The sequence below is a fragment of the Staphylococcus sp. KUGN1 genome (assembly GCF_045984185.1).
Classification (GTDB): Bacteria; Bacillota; Bacilli; order Staphylococcales; family Staphylococcaceae; genus Staphylococcus; species Staphylococcus warneri_A.
In genome coordinates this window covers 1,040,569-1,059,554 of the sequence record NZ_JBJQIL010000001.1, presented here as the reverse complement: position 1 = coordinate 1,059,554, position 18,986 = coordinate 1,040,569, and the positions used below count along the sequence as shown (strand labels likewise).

The following is an 18,986-nucleotide window of genomic DNA, read 5'->3' as shown; positions in this document are numbered from 1 at the left end:
ATAAAAAGGAATTAAAATTTACAATGTTGTTTAATTCCTTTCTTTCTAAGTTTGTGATATTATAATGACATAAGATAGTCATCTGTGATGTTCGTATGTTTGCTTTTTATTTGGGCCTAACACTCTTTGATCAGGGAGCCCAATAGGTTTTCATGCAGCGCAAACGCCTCATTAGGAGGACTTGCAAAACATGAAACAGGGCACCCACCTGTATATAGCAGGCCGAATGATCAAGCTATTTATAACTACGGCATCTACGGACTCTATCGGTACGCAAGACTTAGGTCTTGCGTATTTTTATTTTTAAATTAAAATAATACTTAAAATACATATTGATTTGGATTGTTTAGTTAAAGGAGATTAAAATGAAACATCAATTTTCTAGAAATGAGTTAGCAATCGGACAAGAGGGACTTGATTTATTAAAAAGTAAAACTGTAGCTGTGCTTGGTGTCGGTGGCGTCGGATCTTTTGCAGCTGAAGCATTAGCTAGAACGAATATAGGACATATCATTTTAATAGATAAAGACGATGTTGATATTACAAATGTTAACCGTCAAATCCATGCATTAACGTCGACTATCGGACAAAGCAAAGTGACATTAATGGAAGAGAGAATTAAACAAATTAATCCAGACTGTAAAGTAACGTCATTACATATGTTTTATACAGAAGAAACATATGAAGATATATTTAATAACTATGATATTGATTATTTTATCGATGCAAGTGATACCATTATTTATAAAGTTCATTTAATGAAAGAATGCTTAGAACGTGGTATCGATATGATTTCAAGTATGGGTGCAGCTAATAAAATAGATCCTACTCGATTCCAAATTGCAGATATTTCAAAAACACATACAGATCCAATGGCAAAGGTAATTCGTAATAGATTAAAACGTGTAGGTATTCGAAAAGGAGTAAAAGTTGTATTTTCAGATGAAAGTCCAATTGTAATTAGAGAAGATGTAAAAGAAACAGTAGGTGACAAAAACGCTATCAACAGGAAAGGACAAATGCCACCATCTTCCAATGCATATGTCCCTAGTGTGGTCGGTTTAATTTGTTCAAGTTATGTCATTAATGATATTCTTAAAGACATTCCGATTCGTCGAATTAAAGATAAAGGTCAATAATTAAATAGTAAATAAAAAGATAGTTTGTCTATAATGTAATGACTACATTTAGGCAAACTATCTTTTGACTTATTGAGACTTATTCAATAAATTCTCATAAATGGTTTTAAATTGTTGTTCACTTTTAGAGGTCGTTTTAGGTTCATAATAAATACGATTTTTAAGTATATCAGGTAAGTATTGTTGAACTACATGGCCATTTTCATAATTATGTGGATATTTATAACCAATAGCTCGGCCTAATTCTTTCGCACCAGCATAATGACCATCTTTTAAATAGTCAGGTATTTGTCCTACTTTGCCTTGTCTAATGTCACTTAAAGCTTTATCGATAGCTGAAATGCCTGAATTGGATTTAGGTGATAAGCACAATTCAATTACTGCTTGGCTTAATGGGATTCTTGCTTCAGGAAAACCTAATCTTTCAGCTGATTGAATAGCTGCTAATGTGCGTTGTCCAGCATTAGGTGAAGCTAAACCTACATCTTCATAGCTAATAACGAGTAAACGTCTGACTATTGTAGGCAAATCACCAGCTTCTATCAATCTGGCTAGATAATGCAATGCCGCATTGACATCACTACCTCGTATAGACTTTTGAAATGCACTCATCACATCATAGTGCATATCTCCATCTTTATCGCTAACGAAAGCGCCTTTTTGCAAGCAATCTTTCGCATCTTGCAACGTAATATGACGTTGTCCATCTTCTTCAGTTGCACTTAAAACAGCAAGTTCTAAGGCATTTAGTGCACTTCTAACATCACCTTGACTTTGAGTTGAGAAATAGGTCATAGCATCATCATCAACTTCAGGTGTATATGATTTAAGACCACGCTGATCGTCTTCTAAAGCGCGATTTAGTGCTAATCTAATATCGTTATCATCGAGTGGATACAATTCAAAGATTTGAGTTCTTGAACGAATTGCCGGATTAATTGCATGATAAGGATTAGAAGTGGTTGCACCTATTAAGACAATTTTTCCATTTTCCAAATGGGGCAATAAAAAGTCTTGTTTCGCTTTATCTAATCGGTGAATTTCATCTAATAACAAGATGATTTGTCCAGACATTTTTGCTTCATCGACAACCATTTGCATATCTTTTTTGGTATTTGTTACAGCATTGAGTTGTCTAAATTTATATTGAGTACTACCAGCAATAGCTTTAGCAATACTTGTTTTACCTATTCCAGGTGGTCCATAAAATATCATTGAGGACAATCTTTTAGTATCTACCATTCTTCTAATAATACCTGTTGGTCCAACCAAATGTTGTTGTGAAATGATTTCATCAATATTAATTGGTCTCATCCTTGACGCTAAAGGTTCAGTATTCACATTTGTCACACCTTTCTAATATTATCTTAACGCAAAAAATGATAGAATGGGAATATATAATTCGAATTAAGTGAGGTTATACAATGAAAATATCAACAAAAGGGAGATATGGCTTAACTTTAATGATTTCTCTTGCTAAAAGAGAAGGCCAGGGTTGCGTATCATTAAAAACAATAGCCGAAGAAAATAATTTAAGTGATTTATATTTAGAACAACTTGTTGGACCCTTAAGAAATGCTGGATTAATTCGAAGCGTTCGAGGCGCAAAGGGTGGGTACCAATTAAGATTGCCTGCTGAAGAAATTACAGCTGGTGATATTATCAGATTATTAGAAGGACCTATTACCTTCGTAGAAAGTATAGAGTCAGAACCACCTGCACAAAAACAATTATGGTTAAGAATGAGAGACGCAGTCAGAGACGTACTCGACAAAACAACACTACAATACCTTGCAGAATACAAAGAAACAGACCAAAACCTAGACGGATACATGTTTTATATATAGGGACCCTTCATAGAGGTTTTCGAAAAGAAAACCTACAAACAATGCAAGAAGGGCAAGGGACCCAGCAAATAGAAATTGGGAATCCAATTTCAACAAGCAATGCAGGAAAGGCAAGTGCCCTTTAAAGAGGTTTAAATCCTAATAACTATAAATTTAATAAAAAATATGGATTAATTTCCATATTTTTTATTTATTAGCATATCATCTAAAGCTCTGCTATCAAGCCTTTGAATAGTGCTGTGAACAAATCTTAAATTGTATTTTATTTAAAATTTCCTAATTTTATTTGATTGATATGTTTAGTTCCTTGACCAAGTGGTATGAATAGAATATACATCATAACAATTGTTGAATTAATCTTATTCACATGGCAATTGATGTAATAAAGTTAAAATTTAAGTTTTAACAAATACAATTTAGTTTTAAATTTGAAAGGAGCTTATATTTATGGGATTCATGGATAAAGCGAAAGATGCAGCAGAAAAATTCAAAAACAGTGATAACGAGCAAGTAAACAAAGCTAAAGATTCAATTAACGAGTACACTGATACTGGTAAAGGCGACAAAGATAAAAAAGAAGATAAAGACGATAAATAATCGTATTCTTATAAGTAATGAGGTAGTGCAATAGCGCTACCTTTTTTTGTATATAAAAAGAACTGAAACGTTAATTTCACGTTTCAGTCTAATATATCAATTCAATTATATTGAATCGATAATGTGTTTAAATTTTTGATATGACTCATGTTGTTTTTGTTGATCATATATATAGCTCACACCCATAATTTCATCGATATCGCCATAATAATCAATAAAAGCTTTAATTTTTTGCTTAACTGTACTTTCAGAGCCGATCATTGATGAGTTGATTCGTTGTTTCGCCATGTCCAATTCCCTTGGTGTTAACACTTGATCTAATTTATCTGTTGGTGGTTGAACAGGTTGCATTTTACCTCTAGTAATACTAACCATAACTTGAGCCATTGAACTTGCTAAATATTTGGCTTCTTCATCTGTGTCTGCAACGATAACATTTAATCCTATAATAACATAAGGTTCACTTAGAAACTTTGATGGTTCAAATAAATTTTTATATATTTGTATCGCATCTTTCATTTGTTGTGGCGCAAAATGCCCAGCAAAAACATATGGCAAACCTCTTCTAGCAGCAACATGTGCCGAATCAGTGGAAGAACCTAATATATATAAAGGTACTTGTTTATCCACAGCTGGATAGGCACGAACATAACTTTGTTGATTTGCTGGTCCGAAATATTGTTGTAATTGATCTACTTCATCTGGAAATTGATAAACACCATTATGTTGGTCTCTGCGCAATGCACTTGCTGTCATCATATCTGTACCTGGTGCTCTGCCTAAACCTAAATCTACGCGGTTAGGAAATAAAGTAGCCATTGTACCAAATTGTTCCGCTACTATAAGAGGCGCATGATTGGGTAACATTATTCCTCCAGATCCGACTTTAATCGTTTTTGTATGTTCTAAAGTATGTTGAATTAATAATGCAGTCGCAGAGCTTACTAAATTAGGCGCATTATGGTGCTCAGCAATCCAATACCTTTCATATCCTACTTGTTCTAAATATTGTGCTAAATCAATCATATCATGTAAAGCGTCGCTATCCTCTTGTCCTTCTCTAATAGGTACTAAATTTAATGCAGATACTTTAAGTTTATTCATATCAATTATTCCTCCATAGTAAAAATAGTATATGAAGTATAACAACGATTAGCAGAAATCAATATTAAATTGCTCATTACACAGAACAATATTACTAATTAAATTAAGAGAAAATAATAGTTAGATTTATAATTCATATTATCAACTATAACAATATAATGTTAAAATTATACTAACTATTTTTGTCAAACAGATAGGTAGAAAAATACGTTTCTAGGTGCTATTATAGGAACATTGATAATTTTGTGAGGAGTGTCAAACATGGAAGTTTATGCTGATTATGCTGCCACAACCCCAGTTAAATCTGAAGTTGTAGAGGCGATGATGGATATATATCAATCTCATTATGGTAACCCATCTTCAATTCATTCAATTGGAAGAGACGCACGTAAATATTTAGATGAATCACGCAGAACTGTAGCCAAATGTTTAGGAGCTAAACCATCTGAAGTCATATTTACAAGTGGTGCTACAGAATCTAACAACACTGCCATTAAAGGTTTAGTTAAAGCTAATGAACATATTGGCAATCATTTAATCACTACTAAAATAGAACATCATTCTGTATTACATGTGTTTGAGCAATTAGAACGTGAAGGTTATGATGTAACATACTTAGATGTAGATGATACGGGTGCCATTGATTTAGATCAATTAGAAGAAGTTATTACAGAAAAAACAATTCTTGTATCTATCATGTTTGTGAACAATGAGGTTGGTACAGTTCAACAAATGTATGATATTGAAGATATCGTTACCTCAACGAATGCATTATTCCATGTTGATGCAGTACAAGCCATTGGTCATTTAGATATAGATTTTGATGATTTTAAATTTGACACTATGAGCGTGACTGGTCATAAATTTGGCGGTCCTAAAGGCATCGGTGCATTACTAGTAAGAGAAAATACACCAATACAATTTACTCAACTTGGTGGTGAACAAGAAACAAAACGTCGAGCAGGAACAGAAAATTTAGCCCAGATTGTTGGTTTTGCTAAGGCGATTGAGTTAGCACAACAACATAGGGATGATAATAATATCCATTTAATGAATTTAAAAGAATTATTTTTAGTGAGTTTGCAAGAACGTGCCATTCCATTTGAGCTTAATGGTTCAATGGTTGATACAACCGGCCACATCATAAATTTATACTTTCCCTTTATTGATGTGGAAACAATGCTAACACTGCTCGATTTAAGTCAAATTTATGTGTCTTCAGGTTCTGCTTGCACAGCAGGGTCAACGACACCTTCACATGTATTAGCAGCTATGTATGAAGACGAAGAAAGAGCGAAACATTCAGTGAGATTTAGTTTTAATGAAATGACTACAGAGCACGAAGTTAAATATATAGTCGCAGAAATTCATAAAATATATCATAAATTTAAGGAGGAATAATCGTGACGAATCAAGATACACGTGTAGTCGTTGGTATGTCAGGTGGTGTCGATAGTTCAGTAACAGCATATCTATTAAAAGAACAAGGCTATGACGTGATTGGCATCTTCATGAAAAATTGGGATGATACTGATGAAAATGGCGTTTGTACAGCTACTGAAGATTATAATGACGTTATAGCTGTTTGTAACCAAATTGGCATTCCATATTACGCAGTTAATTTCGAACAAGAATATTGGGATAAAGTATTTACTTACTTTCTAGATGAATATAAAAAAGGGCGTACACCAAACCCTGATGTAATGTGTAATAAAGAAATTAAATTTAAAGCATTCTTAGAACATGCTTTAAAGTTAGGTGCTGATTACGTAGCAACAGGACATTATGCACGTATTAGAAGACATGAAGACGGTCATGTTGAAATGTTGCGAGGTATTGATAACAATAAAGATCAAACATATTTTTTAAATCAACTTTCACAACAGCAACTTTCTAAAGTCATGTTCCCAATCGGTGATATTGATAAAAAACGTGTTCGTGAAATAGCAGAAGAACAAGATTTAGCTACAGCTAAGAAAAAAGATTCAACAGGCATTTGTTTTATAGGCGAAAGAAACTTCAAGACATTTTTATCTCAATATCTCCCAGCTCAATCAGGTGATATGATAACACTTGATGGTAAAAAAATGGGTGTGCATAGTGGCTTAATGTATTACACAATCGGCCAAAGACATGGTTTAGGTATTGGTGGAGATGGCGACCCGTGGTTTGTAGTCGGTAAAAATTTAGAAGACAATGTATTGTATGTTGAACAAGGATTCCATCATGATGCATTATATAGTGACTATTTAATTGCGTCAGATGTATCGTTTGTTAATGAACAAGATGTTGATTTAGATAAAGGTTTTTATTGCACTGCTAAATTTAGATATCGACAAAAAGATACTAAAGTTTTTGTTCAAAGAGAAGATAATGAAGCAATAAGAGTAACATTTGATGAACCGGTTAGAGCGATTACACCTGGTCAAGCAGTTGTTTTTTATAATGAAGAGGTTTGCCTTGGTGGCGCAACAATCGATGATGTTTATAAAAATTCTGGTCAGTTAAGTTATGTAGTATAAAATTTTGCCGTTAATTCATGGATATGGTCTTAGGATTAACGGCATTTTTTATTTTTTAAATGAAACATCTATAAACAAAAAGCATATACTTTACTTAGTTTGCTTTTAAAAATTAATACATATCATGATAAAATATAATTAAACTAATTTTGAACGATAATCCTCTGTTTTAAATAAGAAAGAATCAAAAGTGATTCAACAAAGATATAAGGAGTTGTCTAAGAAAATATGATTGATCAAAAAACCATATACCAATTTATTAAAGAAGGTCAATTAGAAGAAGCGTTGAAGGCTTTATTTGATAATATTGAAGAAGATCCAACAATTACAGAAAATTATATCAATGCTGGAATTGTATTAGCTGATGCAGGTGAAATAGAAAAATCTGAACGTTTTTTTCAAAAAGCTATTACAATCGATCCGGAAAATGGGGCCATTTATTATAATTTAGGAAATGTCTATTATAATCAAGATAGATTTAAAGAAGCGATTAAATTATATCAACAAGCTATGAAATACAATATAGAACCAGTTGATTGCAATTACATGATAGGTATGTCTTTCAATCAATTAAATGCCCATAAAGAAGCGTTACCATTTTTAATGACCGCTTCAGAAAAAGATCAAAATCAGGATACAGAAGTTCAGTTTCAATACGGATTAGTATTATGTCAATTAGAAATGTTTGATCAAGCTATTAAACAATTAAAAATAGTACTATCTATCGATTCAAACCATGTTGACGCAATATATAACTTAGGACTTGCTACATATATGAAAAATGAAGACGTAGATGAAGCAATCGAATATTTCAACCAAGCAATTGAAATTGATTCAGGTCATTTATTGAGTCAACACGCATTAAAAACGTTTACAGCAATTAAAGAAGAGGAGTAATACTATGACTGACCCTACACTATTTGATTATTCAATGATTAAAGGCACTGTCGAAGCTATTTTATTTCAAAATAGTGATAATTTTTATACTGTTTTAAAAGTGGATACGATTGAGACAAATGAATCATTTGATACGATGCCAACAGTTGTAGGGTTTCTTCCAAATGTAGTTGAAGGGGACGTTTATACATTTAAGGGTCAAACAGTAGAACATCCACGTTATGGAAAACAATTAAAGGCAGAAACATTTGAAAAGGAATTACCACAAACTAAGGATGCAATCATCAGTTATTTATCCAGCGACTTATTTAAAGGAATTGGTAAAAAAACTGCGCAAAATATAGTGAATACTTTAGGAGAAAATGCAATAAATGATATATTAAATGACGCGAGTGTACTTGAAAAAGTACCAAGTTTACCTAAAAAGAAACAAAAGCAAATCGCTGAACAAATCGCATCTAATCAAGAATCTGAGAAAGTGATGATACGACTACATGATTTAGGCTTTGGTCCTAAATTGGCAAGTTCAATTTATCAATATTACGGTGCAGAAACGTTAGATGTTCTCGATAAAAATCCATATCAGCTTGTATATGACATCAAAGGGATCGGTTTTAATAAAGCAGACCATCTAGCACAAAAAATTGGTATCCAATTTGATGCACCTGAGCGAATTAAAGCAGGTTTGCTTTTTACATTAGAAGAAGAATGCATTAAACAAGGTCATACATATATTCCACATGATCAAATTATTGAAGCAACTTACAACGTATTAACTCAAAATAGTAACCATGATGATAATCAAATTAAACATGAACAACTTCATACAATGTTGCAAGAATTAAATGAAGAAAAAAGAATCATAGTTGCTAATGAAAAAGTTTCGATACCAAGTTTATATTATTCAGAATTGAAAAGTGTTCAAAATTTGTATCGCATCAAAACGCATACAAACAAATTGAAAGATATAGAACAATCTGATTTACAAATTCATATTGGCGAAATAGAAACAAATAATGAAGTAAGTTATGCAGAATCTCAAAAAGAAGCCTTACAAACAGCGATTAATTCTAAAGTAATGCTATTGACTGGTGGTCCTGGTACAGGTAAAACCACTGTGATTAAAGGCATTGTTGAATTATATGCAGAAGTTCATGGTATTTCCTTAGATTATGATGATTATCAAGAAGATGATTATCCTGTTGTATTAGCAGCACCAACAGGTCGTGCATCAAAACGATTACAAGAGTCAACTGGATTAGAGGCCATGACGATACATCGTCTGATTGGTTGGAATCAAGACACACAACCAGAAGATATATTGGACAATGAAATTAATGCATGTCTCATCATCATTGATGAGATGTCCATGGTAGATACTTGGCTATTTCACCAATTTTTAAGTGCCGTGCCATTGGATGCTCAAATTATTCTAGTGGGTGATGAAGACCAATTGCCTTCAGTTGGTCCTGGTCAGGTGTTCAAAGATTTAATTGATTCTAAAACGATTCCAAGAGTAAATTTAACAGAAGTTTATCGACAACAAGATGGCTCTAGTATTATTGAATTAGCCCATCGAATGAAACTTGGTCAACCTATTGATATAACACAACGATTTCATGATCGAAGTTTTATTAATTGCGGTACAGATCAAATTCCTATTGTTGTTGAGAAAGTAGTAAATAGTGCTGTTAATAAAGGATATGATATGAGCGATATCCAAGTGCTAGCCCCAATGTATAAAGGGAATGCAGGTATTAAACGATTAAACCAAATATTACAAACCATCTTAAATCCAAAAGAAAAAGATACTAGAGAAATTGAGTTTGGAGATGTTGTATTTAGAAAAGGCGATAAAGTATTACAGTTAGTTAACCGTCCGAATGATAATATATTTAACGGAGATATTGGTGTGATTGTCGGTATATTTTGGGCTAAAGAAAATGCTTTAAATAAAGATGTCTTAGTAGTGGATTTCGAAGGTAATGAAATCACATTTACACGTCAAGATTTACTCGAATTAACACATGCATATTGTACTTCTATCCATAAATCACAAGGTTCAGAGTTTCCGATTGTGATTATGCCTATAGTTAAACAATATTTTAGAATGTTACAGCGTCCTATTTTATATACAGGATTAACACGTGCGAAGCAATCATTAGTATTATTAGGTGATCCACAGGCATTTGATATCGGATTGAATACCAATGGACAAAAGAGGTTAACACAACTGTATGATTTACTTAGCCAATACTTTAAAGAAAGTAAAATTGAAGACAATGAGAATGCAGAACTTCAAGACCAACATCAAGATACTCAAGTTGTACACTTTGAAGATAAGATAAATATTGATAATGATTCAAATACGTCTAATGCATCAATGACTATTGAATTATCTGAAGAAACAATCTATCAAATTGACCCTATGATAAATATGGGAGAAATATCACCATATGACTTTGCTAATCGTTGACAATTAAAACCAATAAAATTAAAATAAAGTTAAGTTCGCATAAAGATGAGTAGACATTTTTTAATTTTAAGAGATGTACTGGTTGGTGAAAAGTACAATTAAAATTGTTGAACGCTACTTTGTGTCAATTTAATCATGAGACTAAAGTGATAAGAAACGGTTAGCATCATATAATTCTGGTTTTGAATTATCAAATTGCTATTTTCTATAAATGCAGTGTTGATTCTAACCCAACATCTTATAACTAGGGTGGTACCGCGACAACGTTCGTCCCTTTTTGAGGATGAGCGTTTTTTGTTTACTTTTAAACAATAAAAACAGTTATACATTATTTGCTATTAGCTCATAAATGAAATTCAGGGAGTGTAAGTGGATGAAAAATTTAAAAGCAAGTGAAATCAGACAAAAGTATTTAGACTTCTTCGTTGAAAAAGGACATATGGTTGAACCATCAGCACCATTAGTACCTATCGATGATGATAGTTTGTTATGGATTAACTCAGGTGTCGCAACGTTAAAAAAATATTTTGATGGTAGAGAAACACCTAAAAAACCAAGAATTGTTAACTCACAAAAAGCGATTCGTACAAATGATATTGAAAATGTTGGTTTTACCGCTAGACACCATACTTTCTTTGAAATGTTAGGTAATTTCTCTATTGGTGACTATTTTAAAAATGAAGCCATTGAATTTGCATGGGAATTCTTAACAAGTGACAAGTGGATGGGAATGGAACCAGAAAAATTATATGTGACGATTCACCCAGAAGATATAGAAGCATATAAAATTTGGAATGAAAAAATCGGCTTAGAAGAAAGTCGCATTATTAGAATAGAAGGAAATTTCTGGGATATCGGTGAAGGACCTTCAGGACCAAATACAGAAATATTCTATGATCGTGGTGAAGACTTCGGCAAAGATGATCCAGAAGAAGAGATGTATCCTGGTGGCGAGAATGAACGCTATTTAGAAGTTTGGAATCTAGTGTTCAGTGAATTTAATCATAATAAAGACCACTCATATACACCATTGCCTAATAAAAACATTGATACTGGCATGGGATTAGAACGTATGACGTCTATCTCGCAAAATGTACGTACTAACTATGAAACAGATTTATTTATGCCAATTATCAATGAAGTTGAACAAGTTTCTGGTAAAAATTACTTACAAAATAATGATCAAGATGTAGCATTTAAAGTTATCGCCGATCACATTAGAACGATTTCATTTGCGATTGCTGATGGTGCTTTACCTGCTAATGAAGGACGCGGATATGTATTACGTCGTTTATTAAGAAGAGCAGTTCGTTTCAGTCAATCATTAGGTATCAATGAACCATTTATGTATAAATTAGTTGATATTGTTGCAGAAATTATGGAACCATATTATCCAAACGTGAAAGAGAAAAGCGATTTCATTAAACGTGTAATCAAGTCCGAAGAAGAAAGATTCCATGAAACTCTTGAAGAAGGCTTATCAATTTTAAATGGCTTCATTAGTCAAGCTAAAGAAGGAAATCAAGAAATCAATGGTAAAGATGCGTTTAAACTTTATGATACGTATGGTTTCCCAATCGAACTTACTGAAGAATTAGCAACTCAAGAAGGATTAACAGTTGATATGACAACCTTTGAAACAGAGATGCAACAACAACGTGACAGAGCGCGCCAAGCACGTCAAAACTCACAATCAATGCAAGTTCAAAGTGAAGTATTAAAGAACATTACTACAGAAAGTCATTTTGTTGGTTATGATACAACTGACTATCAAACAGAATTGATTCATTTAATTCAAAATGGTGAAGAAGTTGATAAAGCAGATGCTGGAGAAACGATTTACTTTATGCTTAAAGATACACCGTTTTACGCAGTAAGTGGTGGACAAGTTGCTGATAAAGGTATAGTAAGCAATGACCATTTTGAAATTGCTGTAACTGAGGTAACTAAAGCGCCAAATGGACAAAATCTACACAAAGGTACAGTACAATTTGGTCAAGTAAATAAAGGATCCGAAGTAGATGCCAGTGTCAATAAAGACGAACGTCGTTCTATCCAAAAAAATCATAGTGCAACACACTTATTACATGCAGCATTAAAAGAAGTTCTAGGCGAGCATGTTAATCAAGCTGGTTCATTAGTTGAACCTAATCGTTTGAGATTTGACTTCTCACACTTTGGACAAATGACTCAAGATGAAATCAATCAAGTTGAAAGACGTGTTAATGAAGAGATTTGGAGAGGTATTGATGTTCGAATTCAAGAAATGAATATTGATGAAGCAAAAGCAATGGGTGCAATGGCTTTATTCGGCGAAAAATACGGCGATGTTGTAAGAGTAGTCAATATGGCTCCATTTTCTATTGAATTATGTGGTGGTATTCACGTAGAGAACACAGCAGAAATCGGGTTATTCAAAATAGTAAGTGAATCTGGTACTGGTGCTGGAGTGAGACGTATTGAAGCCTTAACTGGTAAAGCTGCATTCTTGTATTTAGAACATATTCAAGAACAATTTAATTTAGTTAAAGACTTAGTAAAAGTCAAAACTGACGATCAAGTTGTAGATAAAATTACACAAATTCAAGATGAAGAAAAATCTTTAATCAAACAACTCGAGCAAAGAGATAAAGAAATCACATCACTTAAAATGGGCAATATCGAAGACCAAGTTGAAACAATTAATGGTTTAAAAGTACTAGCAACAGAAGTAGATGTGCCAAACGCTAAAGCGATTCGCTCAACAATGGATGACTTTAAGTCAAAATTACAAGATACAGTGATTATTCTTGCAAGTAATGTAGATGACAAAGTATCTATCATCGCGACAGTACCTAAAGATCAGACAGACAAAATCAAAGCTGGTGACATCATTAAAAATATGGCACCAATTGTAGGTGGTAAAGGTGGTGGCCGTCCAGATATGGCACAAGGTGGCGGTACACAACCAGAGAACATCACAGAATCATTACGCTTTATTAAAGATTACATTAAAAATATATAATTTAATCAGAACTTCGTGTAGAATAAAATAGAATCAATTTATGAATTGAAGGAGTGACGAGATGGAAAACTTTGATAAAACAATGAAATTCAAATATGAAGATATTCCAGAAGAAGATGTCAAATCAGTATTAGAAAATGTCCACCGAACTTTAGAAGAAAGAGGCTATAATGCCGTTAATCAAATCGTAGGATATCTACTATCTGGTGATCCGGCCTATATTCCACGTCAAAATGAAGCTAGAAATCAAATACGTCACATTGACAGAGATGTGATTATGGAAGAACTTGTTTCAAATTATTTATCTGAGTCTAAAGAATAACCATATATGTTAAAACATAAAATACTCGGATTAGACGTTGGTAGTAAAACTGTAGGTATAGCGATTAGTGATTTAATGGGTTGGACTGCTCAAGGTTTAGACACACTCCGTATCGATGAAAATAATAATGAATTAGGTATCGAGCAACTCGCAGAAATCATTAAGCAACATGGTGTTGGTACAGTAGTTATTGGATTACCTAAAAACATGAACAATTCTATTGGATTTCGTGGAGAAGCTTCGTTACAATACAAAGAGAAACTACAAGAAGCGTTACCATCTATTGAAATTATTATGTGGGACGAGCGATTAAGCACAATGGCTGCTGAAAAGTCATTACTTGAAGCAGATGTTTCAAGACAAAAAAGAAAAAAAGTAATAGATAAGATGGCTGCAGTATTTATATTACAAGGCTATTTGGATTCTATTTCATAAAGGAGAAATAAAATGACTGAACATAATCACGATACAGAATTAAATATTAATAATGAAGAGGAACTTTTAACATTATATGATGAAGAAGGTAATGAAGTACTTTATCGTAAAATGCTTGAATTTTATCACCCTGAATTTAAAAAAGAATATGTTGTGTTAGCTGAAGAAGGTGCACAAACTGATGAAGATGATATGATTGAACTAGTTCCAATGATTAATGAACCTGACGAATCAGGAGACGGTGGTAAATTAGTTCCTATCGAAACAGACGAAGAATGGGATATGATTGAAGAAGTAGTTAATACTGAAATTGATGAATAAGTATTAGAATAATAAATTAAAACATACGCCTTATGTGAAGACATCAATATGTCAAAGCATAAGGCGTTTTTAACATGAATAGCTATATTGTAAAATTTTAACTTTGCTTTGTATCATTAAGATTTATACTTATAATCCCAATGAAATTATGGTAAAATATTTAGAGTTAAATATTATAGCCATCGTTTTAATATACAGCGATTATATATTTGTGCGTTGTTATAATCAGTCAAATTCATTGATTTGTACATTAAATCAATACATAGGCTGATTTATTTTTATTGTCTAATAAACTTATAGTTATTTTACACAAAGGAAGTCGTTTTATAATGGATACAAATCATTCATATATTCTCAATTTACATAAAACTAATGACAATCATATAGAAGCCTTAAGAGAATATGCTGTTAATCATCAAGTGCCTATCGTCGATCGTAATACGCTAGAAATGATTAAACAAATTATTCGTATAAACCATACAACTCGTATTCTTGAAATTGGTACAGCAATTGGATATAGTGCCATGCAATTCGCTTCGGTATCTGATGATATTCTTGTAACTACAATCGAAAGAAACTCAGAAATGATTAGTCAAGCTAAAGCTAATATTTCAGATAACCATTATTCTGATCAGATACGTCTACTTGAGGGAGATGCTTTAGAGCAATTCGATAAAATTAAAGATCAAACATTTGATATGCTATTCATTGATGCAGCAAAAGCACAATCAAAGAAATTTTTTGAGTTATACACACCACTACTTAGAGAAGGTGGCATTGTTATTACTGATAATGTCCTTTATCATGGATTTGTTTCAGATATAGATATTGTTAGATCAAGAAACGTACGCCAAATGGTAAAAAAAGTTCAACAATTCAATGAATGGTTAATGCAACAAGAAGGATATACGACAAACTTTTTAAATATGGATGATGGATTAGCAATTTCAATAAAAGGAGAATGACTATGCCAGAATTACTAGTTACTCCTAAGTCACTAACACATATGGAAACACTAATAGACATAGGTGCGGATGCATTTGTTATTGGTGAACAAAAATTTGGTTTACGACTTCCAGGAGAATTTAATCGTGAAGATATGACAAAAGCTGTTACGTTAGCACATAATAATCACAAAAAAGTCTACGCTGCAGTGAATGGTTTATTCCATAATTATCATTTAGCAGCATTAGAAGATTATATTCAATTTTTACATGAAATACAGGTAGATAGAATTATATTTGGTGATCCAGCTGTTGTGATGTATGTTAAGCAACAGACAAATCCAATACCATTACATTGGGATGCTGAAACATTAGTGACTAACTATTTCCAATGTAATTATTGGGGGAAAAAGGGTGCATCTAGAGCAGTTTTAGCAAGAGAATTAAGTCTAGAAGAAATTATCAATATCAAATCGCATGCCGACGTTGAGATAGAAGTTCAAGTGCACGGTATGTCTTGCATGTTTCAATCTAAAAGAATGTTACTAGGTAATTATTACACATTCCAAGATAGACAAATGAAAATTCAACGTAGTGATAATCAAAATGATTTATTACTATATGATGAAGAACGTGAAAATAAATATCCAGTATTTGAAGATTACAATGGTACGCATATTATGTCTCCAAATGACATATGCCTAATTGAGGAATTAGAACCATTTTTTGAAGCAGGCATTGATGCATTTAAAATAGATGGCATTTTACAAACAGAAGAATATATTAATATTGTCACACAACAATATCGTGAAGCCATTGATCTTTATAATGAAGACCCTGAAACATACGAAGATGAAAAATTTATGCTAGTAGACCCAATCGAAGAGATTCAACCAGAACATCGTCCATTTGATGAAGGTTTCTTATTTAAGCATACGGTATATTAGGAGGCTGAATCATGAAAACAATAGAAGACATAAAAGGTGCTTCAAAAACTAAAATGAAGAAGCCAGAATTACTTGCTCCAGCTGGTAACTTAGAAAAATTAAAAATTGCAGTACATTATGGCGCAGATGCAGTATTTTTAGGCGGCCAAGAATATGGTTTAAGATCAAATGCTGATAATTTTACTATGGAAGAAATAGCTGAAGGTGTAGAATTTTCAAATCGATATGGTGCAAAGATCTATGTTACAACCAATATTATCGCACATGATGATAATATGGATGGTTTAGATGAATATTTAATTAACCTTGAAGCTACAGGTGCTACAGGGATTATAGTTGCCGACCCACTTATTATTGAAACATGTAAAAAAGTAGCGCCTAAGTTAGAAATTCACTTATCTACACAACAGTCATTATCTAACTACAAAGCAGTAGAGTTTTGGAAAGAAGAAGGCCTTGACCGTGTTGTTTTAGCACGTGAAACAGGTGCAATGGAAATGAAAGAGATGAAAGAAAAAGTAGATATTGAAATAGAAGCGTTTATTCATGGTGCTATGTGTATTGCGTACTCAGGAAGATGTACATTGAGTAATCATATGACTGCACGTGATTCTAATAGAGGTGGATGTTGCCAAAGTTGTCGTTGGGATTATGATTTATTACAAGTAGACGAAGATGGTGAATTAGATTTATTTTATGAAGATGGTGAAGTAGTTCCGTTTGCCATGAGTCCTAAAGATTTAAAATTAATCGAATCAATTCCACAAATGATGGACTTAGGTATCGATTCATTAAAAATAGAAGGTCGAATGAAATCAATTCATTATATTGCAACAGTTGTTTCTGTATATCGTAAAGTCATTGATGCTTATGCTGAAGACCCAGAACATTTCACTATTAATCCAGAATGGTTAATCGAACTAGATAAATGTGCAAATAGAGATACAGCACCTGCCTTTTTTGAAGGTACACCAGGTTATGAAGAGCAAATGTTTGGAGAACAACAATCTAAAAAATCACCATATGATTTTTGTGGTCTAGTATTAGATTATGATGAAGAAACACAAATTGCTACGATACAACAAAGAAATAATTTTAAGCCAGGTCAAGAAATTGAATTCTTTGGACCTGAAATAGAAAGCTTTAAACAAATTGTAGATACAATTTATGATGAAGAAGGTAATCAACTTGATGCCGCACGTCATCCATTGCAAATTGTACAAATTAAAGTCGATCGTCCAATCTTTGCGAACAACATGATGAGAAAGGAAATCGGGTAATGACACAAACGACGATTATAGGTATTGCTGGAGGCTCTGGTTCTGGTAAAACAACTGTCACAAATGAAATTATGAAAAATCTTGAAGGTCATAGTATTGCATTATTAGCACAAGACTATTATTATAAAGACCAATCACATTTAACTTTTGAAGAGCGTTTGGAGACAAATTATGATCATCCATTTGCATTTGATAACGATTTGTTAATTCAAAATCTAAAAGATTTACGAAATGGTAAAGCCGTTGAAGTACCAACTTATGATTATGCAAGTCATACTAGAAGTGAACGAACAATTGCATTTGAACCTAAAGATGTTATCATCGTAGAAGGTATCTTCGCTTTAGAAAACAAGACGTTACGTGATATGATGGATGTTAAAATATATGTCGATACGGATGCAGATTTAAGAATATTACGTCGATTGAAAAGAGACACTCATGAACGTGGACGATCTATGGACTCAGTTATCAATCAATACTTAAATGTGGTGCGCCCTATGCACGAACAATTTATTGAACCAACTAAGAAACATGCTGACATCATTATTCCAGAAGGTGGCAGTAACAAGGTAGCCATTGATATCATGACTACAAAGATTCAATCTTTAGTTAGTAAACAATAGTATTAAAAGTAAAGGAAGATGACATAATGGAAAATCAAAAACAGTATCCAATGACACAAGAAGGATTCGAAAAGTTAGAACAAGAATTAGAAGAATTAAAAACAGTTAAAAGACCAGAAGTGGTAGAAAAAATTAAGGTTGCACGTTCATTTGGTGACTTATCTGAGAACTCCGAATATGATGCAGCTAAAGATGAGCAAGGTTTTATTGAGCAAGATATACAACGTATTGAACATATGATTAGAAACGCTTTAATCATCGAAGATACTGGCGACAATAATACAGTTCAAATTGGTAAAACTGTAACTTTTGTAGAGTTACCAGGTGATGAAGAAGAAAGTTATCAGATTGTAGGTTCTGCTGAAGCAGACGCTTTCAAAGGTAAAATTTCAAATGAATCTCCAATGGCATCAGCATTAATTGGTAAATCATTAGATGATGAAGTTCGTGTACCATTACCAAATGGTGGCGAAATGAACGTTAAAATTGTTGATATTAAATAATTATAAGTATTGCAGGCATTGTTAT

Annotated in this window: 18 protein-coding genes and 1 other RNA gene; 17 read left to right on the top strand and 2 right to left on the bottom strand. The window is 32.8% G+C overall.

The features are described from left to right. Nucleotides 1–76: 76 nt before the first annotated feature. Together ssrS and ACJQQZ_RS05205 are read left to right on the top strand one after the other, a co-directional pair. Nucleotides 77–267, top strand: a non-coding RNA gene (gene ssrS / locus ACJQQZ_RS05210) — 6S RNA. Between the two features lie 98 nt (nucleotides 268–365). After that, the gene (locus tag ACJQQZ_RS05205; RefSeq protein ID WP_002451812.1) at nucleotides 366–1,139 is read left to right on the top strand and encodes a tRNA threonylcarbamoyladenosine dehydratase; all 774 of its coding nucleotides are present in this window, start codon (nucleotides 366–368) and stop codon (nucleotides 1,137–1,139) included. Between the two features lie 69 nt (nucleotides 1,140–1,208). Here the strand turns inward: ACJQQZ_RS05205 and ACJQQZ_RS05200 are convergent, their stop codons facing one another. Next, on the bottom strand, nucleotides 1,209–2,480 hold the full coding sequence (locus ACJQQZ_RS05200; protein ID WP_185291328.1) for a replication-associated recombination protein A: 1,272 nt from the start codon (nucleotides 2,478–2,480) through the stop codon (nucleotides 1,209–1,211). 83 nt (nucleotides 2,481–2,563) lie between these two features. On the opposite strand from ACJQQZ_RS05200, the gene cymR reads away from it, so the two are divergent. Both cymR and ACJQQZ_RS05190 read left to right on the top strand, forming a co-directional pair. Beyond that, entirely contained in the window at nucleotides 2,564–2,986 is a 423-nt protein-coding gene (gene cymR / locus ACJQQZ_RS05195; RefSeq protein WP_002451814.1) for a cysteine metabolism transcriptional regulator CymR, read from the top strand. A 447-nt stretch (nucleotides 2,987–3,433) separates the two neighbouring features. After that, entirely contained in the window at nucleotides 3,434–3,583 is a 150-nt protein-coding gene (locus tag ACJQQZ_RS05190) for an SAS049 family protein (protein ID WP_124227801.1), read from the top strand. Between the two features lie 105 nt (nucleotides 3,584–3,688). Here the strand turns inward: ACJQQZ_RS05190 and ACJQQZ_RS05185 are convergent, their stop codons facing one another. Next, the gene (locus ACJQQZ_RS05185) at nucleotides 3,689–4,687 is read right to left on the bottom strand and encodes an LLM class flavin-dependent oxidoreductase (protein WP_408023089.1); all 999 of its coding nucleotides are present in this window, start codon (nucleotides 4,685–4,687) and stop codon (nucleotides 3,689–3,691) included. Nucleotides 4,688–4,948: 261 nt separating this feature from the next. On the opposite strand from ACJQQZ_RS05185, the gene ACJQQZ_RS05180 reads away from it, so the two are divergent. From ACJQQZ_RS05180 to greA, 13 genes are all read left to right on the top strand, one after another. Next, nucleotides 4,949–6,088 (top strand): cysteine desulfurase family protein, encoded by a 1,140-nt coding sequence (locus ACJQQZ_RS05180; protein ID WP_124227799.1) that lies wholly within the window; start codon nucleotides 4,949–4,951, stop codon nucleotides 6,086–6,088. Between the two features lie 2 nt (nucleotides 6,089–6,090). Next, entirely contained in the window at nucleotides 6,091–7,209 is a 1,119-nt protein-coding gene (gene mnmA / locus ACJQQZ_RS05175; RefSeq protein ID WP_002451818.1) for a tRNA 2-thiouridine(34) synthase MnmA, read from the top strand. Nucleotides 7,210–7,437: 228 nt separating this feature from the next. Then, a complete protein-coding gene (locus ACJQQZ_RS05170) occupies nucleotides 7,438–8,106 on the top strand; it encodes a tetratricopeptide repeat protein (RefSeq protein WP_124227798.1) in 669 nt (222 codons plus the stop codon). Between the two features lie 4 nt (nucleotides 8,107–8,110). Beyond that, nucleotides 8,111–10,582 (top strand): SF1B family DNA helicase RecD2, encoded by a 2,472-nt coding sequence (gene recD2, locus ACJQQZ_RS05165; protein ID WP_124227797.1) that lies wholly within the window; start codon nucleotides 8,111–8,113, stop codon nucleotides 10,580–10,582. 373 nt (nucleotides 10,583–10,955) lie between these two features. After that, nucleotides 10,956–13,586, top strand: coding sequence for an alanine--tRNA ligase (alaS, locus tag ACJQQZ_RS05160; RefSeq protein ID WP_124227796.1), 2,631 nt, complete (start codon nucleotides 10,956–10,958; stop codon nucleotides 13,584–13,586). A 61-nt stretch (nucleotides 13,587–13,647) separates the two neighbouring features. Then, nucleotides 13,648–13,908 carry an IreB family regulatory phosphoprotein gene (locus tag ACJQQZ_RS05155; protein ID WP_002451822.1) on the top strand — a complete coding sequence of 87 codons (261 nt, stop codon included), beginning with the start codon at nucleotides 13,648–13,650 and terminating at the stop codon, nucleotides 13,906–13,908. Between the two features lie 6 nt (nucleotides 13,909–13,914). Continuing rightward, nucleotides 13,915–14,343, top strand: coding sequence for a Holliday junction resolvase RuvX (gene ruvX, locus ACJQQZ_RS05150; RefSeq protein ID WP_075778391.1), 429 nt, complete (start codon nucleotides 13,915–13,917; stop codon nucleotides 14,341–14,343). Between the two features lie 12 nt (nucleotides 14,344–14,355). Further along, a complete protein-coding gene (locus ACJQQZ_RS05145) occupies nucleotides 14,356–14,664 on the top strand; it encodes a DUF1292 domain-containing protein (RefSeq protein WP_002466733.1) in 309 nt (102 codons plus the stop codon). Between the two features lie 326 nt (nucleotides 14,665–14,990). Next, the gene (locus tag ACJQQZ_RS05140; protein ID WP_398575057.1) at nucleotides 14,991–15,629 is read left to right on the top strand and encodes an O-methyltransferase; all 639 of its coding nucleotides are present in this window, start codon (nucleotides 14,991–14,993) and stop codon (nucleotides 15,627–15,629) included. Nucleotides 15,630–15,631: 2 nt separating this feature from the next. Then, nucleotides 15,632–16,555 (top strand): peptidase U32 family protein, encoded by a 924-nt coding sequence (locus ACJQQZ_RS05135; RefSeq protein ID WP_065428320.1) that lies wholly within the window; start codon nucleotides 15,632–15,634, stop codon nucleotides 16,553–16,555. An 11-nt stretch (nucleotides 16,556–16,566) separates the two neighbouring features. Beyond that, nucleotides 16,567–17,835, top strand: coding sequence for a peptidase U32 family protein (locus ACJQQZ_RS05130; RefSeq protein WP_049424289.1), 1,269 nt, complete (start codon nucleotides 16,567–16,569; stop codon nucleotides 17,833–17,835). Continuing rightward, nucleotides 17,835–18,458: a uridine kinase gene (udk, locus tag ACJQQZ_RS05125; protein WP_002451828.1), complete on the top strand. Its 624-nt coding sequence runs from the start codon at nucleotides 17,835–17,837 to the stop codon at nucleotides 18,456–18,458. Before ACJQQZ_RS05130 ends, udk begins: the two co-directional genes overlap by 1 nt. Before the next feature lie 26 nt (nucleotides 18,459–18,484). Continuing rightward, nucleotides 18,485–18,961 (top strand): transcription elongation factor GreA, encoded by a 477-nt coding sequence (greA, locus tag ACJQQZ_RS05120; RefSeq protein ID WP_002451829.1) that lies wholly within the window; start codon nucleotides 18,485–18,487, stop codon nucleotides 18,959–18,961. The last annotated feature ends 25 nt before the right edge of the window (nucleotides 18,962–18,986 follow it).

Bases quoted from the DNA above. Each gene is read 5' to 3' on its own strand.
- ACJQQZ_RS05205 (WP_002451812.1), top strand. From the start codon at position 366: ATGAAACATCAATTTTCTAGAAATGAGTTAGCAATCGGACAAGAGGGA.
- cymR (WP_002451814.1), top strand. From the start codon at position 2,564: ATGAAAATATCAACAAAAGGGAGATATGGCTTAACTTTAATGATTTCT.
- ACJQQZ_RS05190 (WP_124227801.1), top strand. From the start codon at position 3,434: ATGGGATTCATGGATAAAGCGAAAGATGCAGCAGAAAAATTCAAAAAC.
- ACJQQZ_RS05185 (WP_408023089.1), bottom strand. From the start codon at position 4,687: ATGAATAAACTTAAAGTATCTGCATTAAATTTAGTACCTATTAGAGAA.
- ACJQQZ_RS05180 (WP_124227799.1), top strand. From the start codon at position 4,949: ATGGAAGTTTATGCTGATTATGCTGCCACAACCCCAGTTAAATCTGAA.
- ACJQQZ_RS05170 (WP_124227798.1), top strand. From the start codon at position 7,438: ATGATTGATCAAAAAACCATATACCAATTTATTAAAGAAGGTCAATTA.
- recD2 (WP_124227797.1), top strand. From the start codon at position 8,111: ATGACTGACCCTACACTATTTGATTATTCAATGATTAAAGGCACTGTC.
- alaS (WP_124227796.1), top strand. From the start codon at position 10,956: ATGAAAAATTTAAAAGCAAGTGAAATCAGACAAAAGTATTTAGACTTC.
- ACJQQZ_RS05155 (WP_002451822.1), top strand. From the start codon at position 13,648: ATGGAAAACTTTGATAAAACAATGAAATTCAAATATGAAGATATTCCA.
- ruvX (WP_075778391.1), top strand. From the start codon at position 13,915: ATGTTAAAACATAAAATACTCGGATTAGACGTTGGTAGTAAAACTGTA.
- ACJQQZ_RS05145 (WP_002466733.1), top strand. From the start codon at position 14,356: ATGACTGAACATAATCACGATACAGAATTAAATATTAATAATGAAGAG.
- ACJQQZ_RS05135 (WP_065428320.1), top strand. From the start codon at position 15,632: ATGCCAGAATTACTAGTTACTCCTAAGTCACTAACACATATGGAAACA.
- ACJQQZ_RS05130 (WP_049424289.1), top strand. From the start codon at position 16,567: ATGAAAACAATAGAAGACATAAAAGGTGCTTCAAAAACTAAAATGAAG.
- udk (WP_002451828.1), top strand. From the start codon at position 17,835: ATGACACAAACGACGATTATAGGTATTGCTGGAGGCTCTGGTTCTGGT.
- greA (WP_002451829.1), top strand. From the start codon at position 18,485: ATGGAAAATCAAAAACAGTATCCAATGACACAAGAAGGATTCGAAAAG.